The sequence below is a fragment of the Nocardia sp. NPDC057455 genome (assembly GCF_042802775.1).
Lineage (GTDB): Bacteria > Actinomycetota > Actinomycetes > Mycobacteriales > Mycobacteriaceae > Nocardia.
In genome coordinates, this window is record NZ_JBHVDM010000192.1 from 1 (window position 1) to 2,484 (window position 2,484).

Genomic DNA, 2,484 nt, shown 5'->3' on the forward strand with positions numbered 1-2,484 from the left:
ATACCGGTGCCACCGGCGCGACCGGCGCCGCGGCGAAGGCCATCCAGGTGGCCCTCGCCCAGCTCGGTGACCCGTATATCTACGGGGCGGAAGGGCCGAACGCGTTCGACTGCTCTGGTTTGATGCAGTACGCGGCGGCCGCCGCCGGCGTACGGATCCCACGAGTCGCGGCGGATCAATACCGGACACTGCCCAAGGTGAATCCCAGGGACATCAAGCCCGGCGACCTCATTTTCCCGTCCGAATCGTTCAAAGGCGCGAACAATCCCGGTCACGTGATCATGTACATCGGCAACGGCATGTGCGTCGAGGCTCCGCACACCGGTGGCCACGTCCAGTACCGGAAACTGCCCAGCAGTTACGCGGCCGCACGCTGGGCATGACCGCCCGGCTCAATAGCCCACATACGAGCCGCCGCCACGCATCTGTACGATCCCCGGCACATTGCCGACCGACCCGTATCGCTCGATGGCATAGCGCACGCCCGCGACAATGTTGTCCACCGGATTCCAGATATCACGGTGCCCCGGAACGGAATACGCGTTGAACGTCGGATCTATGGTCTGCATCAGCCCTTTCGACGGGATTCCCGCCGCGGCGTTGCTGTCCCAGAGATTGATGGCGTTCGGGTTCCCGCCGGACTCGTGCTGAATGATCGCCGCGATATCGGCCGGATCGATCTGGCGTGTGTCGTAGCCGTGCTGACGCAGAACCTGGAGCGCTTCGTTGATCCATTGCCCCTGCTGCCCGGTCGGCCGGGTGCGTGGCGGACCGCCACTGGGCCCGCGCATGCCGGAGTGTGACGTGCGGCGAGGTCTGCGCGGCTGGGCCGGACGCGATTCGCGCAGGTAGCTGTCGGCCAGCGCCGCCACCCGATCGGCGGTGAGCACCGCCGCGGTCTGTCCCTGACCCAGCACTGTTCCCGCGCGATGCAAGGCGTTCTCCATCGTGGAGATCACCAGTTGCCTGCTCGCGCTGACGTCCTGGACCTTGCCGAGCGCGGTCAGGGCGGTATTCACTTCGGCGATGATCGCTCCGATCGCGGCGCGCCCCTGCGCGGTGCCGTCGACCGCACCACCGAGGATGCGTTCGAGTTCGGCGTTCATCGACTGCGTCGCATCGCCGTGGCGTGTGCGATTCTGGCTGCTCGCGGCGTACTGCGAACCGAGCGCACCGTCCCACACGATGGGGCCGCGCGGCCGCGCGGCGTCGACATCCGGTGGCGCGTAGGGCTTTCCCGTCACGGCACTCGGGGAGCCGTCACCGTATTGGGCCGCGATGGCGGCCAAGGCGCCCATCGCCGCGGCTGCCATGGGCATGGACGAACCGGCCATGTCGAGCGCGTCCGAGCGCGCGAGGGATGTCGATCCCGAGGCGGTGGAGGTCGTTGCGGAGGCCGACGGCGCAGCCTGGGTCCGCGCCTGCGCTGCCCCGCTCGTCGGAGCCTGGGTGGCGGGCACACCTGCCTGCGGCCGCAGGGCCGATGCCGGGGTGCCCCGCGCCGCGGACTTGGCCGGCCGACGGGGCGCGGACGTCGTGGCGGTCGCACGCGCTCCGTGCGGACCACCGGGATCCTCGGGATCCGGTTCGGAGGGGGTTCGATTCGCCGGCGCCATCAGTCTCCCCGATGCGCGCGTCCGCTACGCACGGTGACCACAGAGGCAGCCATGACTCACCTTCCGCCGGACGCTCCGGTGCGCGCCACCGATCATCGGCCATGATCGGTGCGTGCCGACGTCGAGGAAGTCTTCCGCCGGTGCGGCGGCGATGTTCGCCTCCCGCGCCGCTCCGCGACCTCGTGTCACCCTGCCCACCGTCGGCTCACCCCAGAAGACGTTCCCCGGCACAAGCCTCGAAGCGTATTCGCAGCTTATCCGAGGTATACCCGGGCTTTCCTGATCCTGTTCCCGCTTCCGGGAATACAGTGATCCGCGTCCCGGCAGCAGCAGTCGCCCACAGGGATCGCGCAACGATCAGCGAGTCGTTTCGGTGGGGTGCGTGGACCGGCACAGCGAACGGCCGGATGGCATCAAACGGCTACATTACGCATCGCCGCGGCGATACTGTTGGCGTAGGCGATGCGCTGTCCTCGCGCCTCACCGGAGCTTCTCTCGTAATACTGATCGAACACCGCTGCCGCGGCGGCGGGCGTCTGCGCGGCTCGGAGATATCCGTATGCTCCGGATTCGTTGCCGCGCAATTCGGCCATCATGAAGTCGACTTGGACCTTCCAGTCGGTGACCGGCCTTCCTCGAGATGCCGCGAACCGCTCCAGACTCTGCCGTCGCCCGCCCCGCCACTGGCACAGGCCGATGGCGCCTTCGCCCGAGTTGTACGCGCTTGTCTTGAAGCCCGACTCGACCTGCATGTTTCCCACGATCCCCGCCGCTTGCGCCGGCGTGAGCCCATATTTCGATATGAGGTACCGGTAGACATCCGCCGCATTCGCGTTCGGGCCTCCCGGGGTGTTGTCGGTGCCGGTGC

Annotated in this window: 3 protein-coding genes; 1 reads left to right on the top strand and 2 read right to left on the bottom strand. The window is 67.9% G+C overall.

The annotated features are described in order from the left end of the window. A partial coding sequence (locus ACFU5M_RS34335) for a C40 family peptidase (protein WP_379055767.1) occupies positions 1–383 on the top strand: 383 nt, incomplete at its 5' end. A 9-nt stretch (positions 384–392) separates the two neighbouring features. Here ACFU5M_RS34335 and ACFU5M_RS34340 read toward each other — a convergent pair. Beyond that, positions 393–1,319 (bottom strand): transglycosylase SLT domain-containing protein, encoded by a 927-nt coding sequence (locus ACFU5M_RS34340; protein ID WP_379055769.1) that lies wholly within the window; start codon positions 1,317–1,319, stop codon positions 393–395. A 710-nt stretch (positions 1,320–2,029) separates the two neighbouring features. Next, positions 2,030–2,484, bottom strand: a 455-nt coding sequence (locus tag ACFU5M_RS34345; protein ID WP_379055771.1) for a phage tail tip lysozyme, incomplete at its 5' end; no start/stop codon positions are given.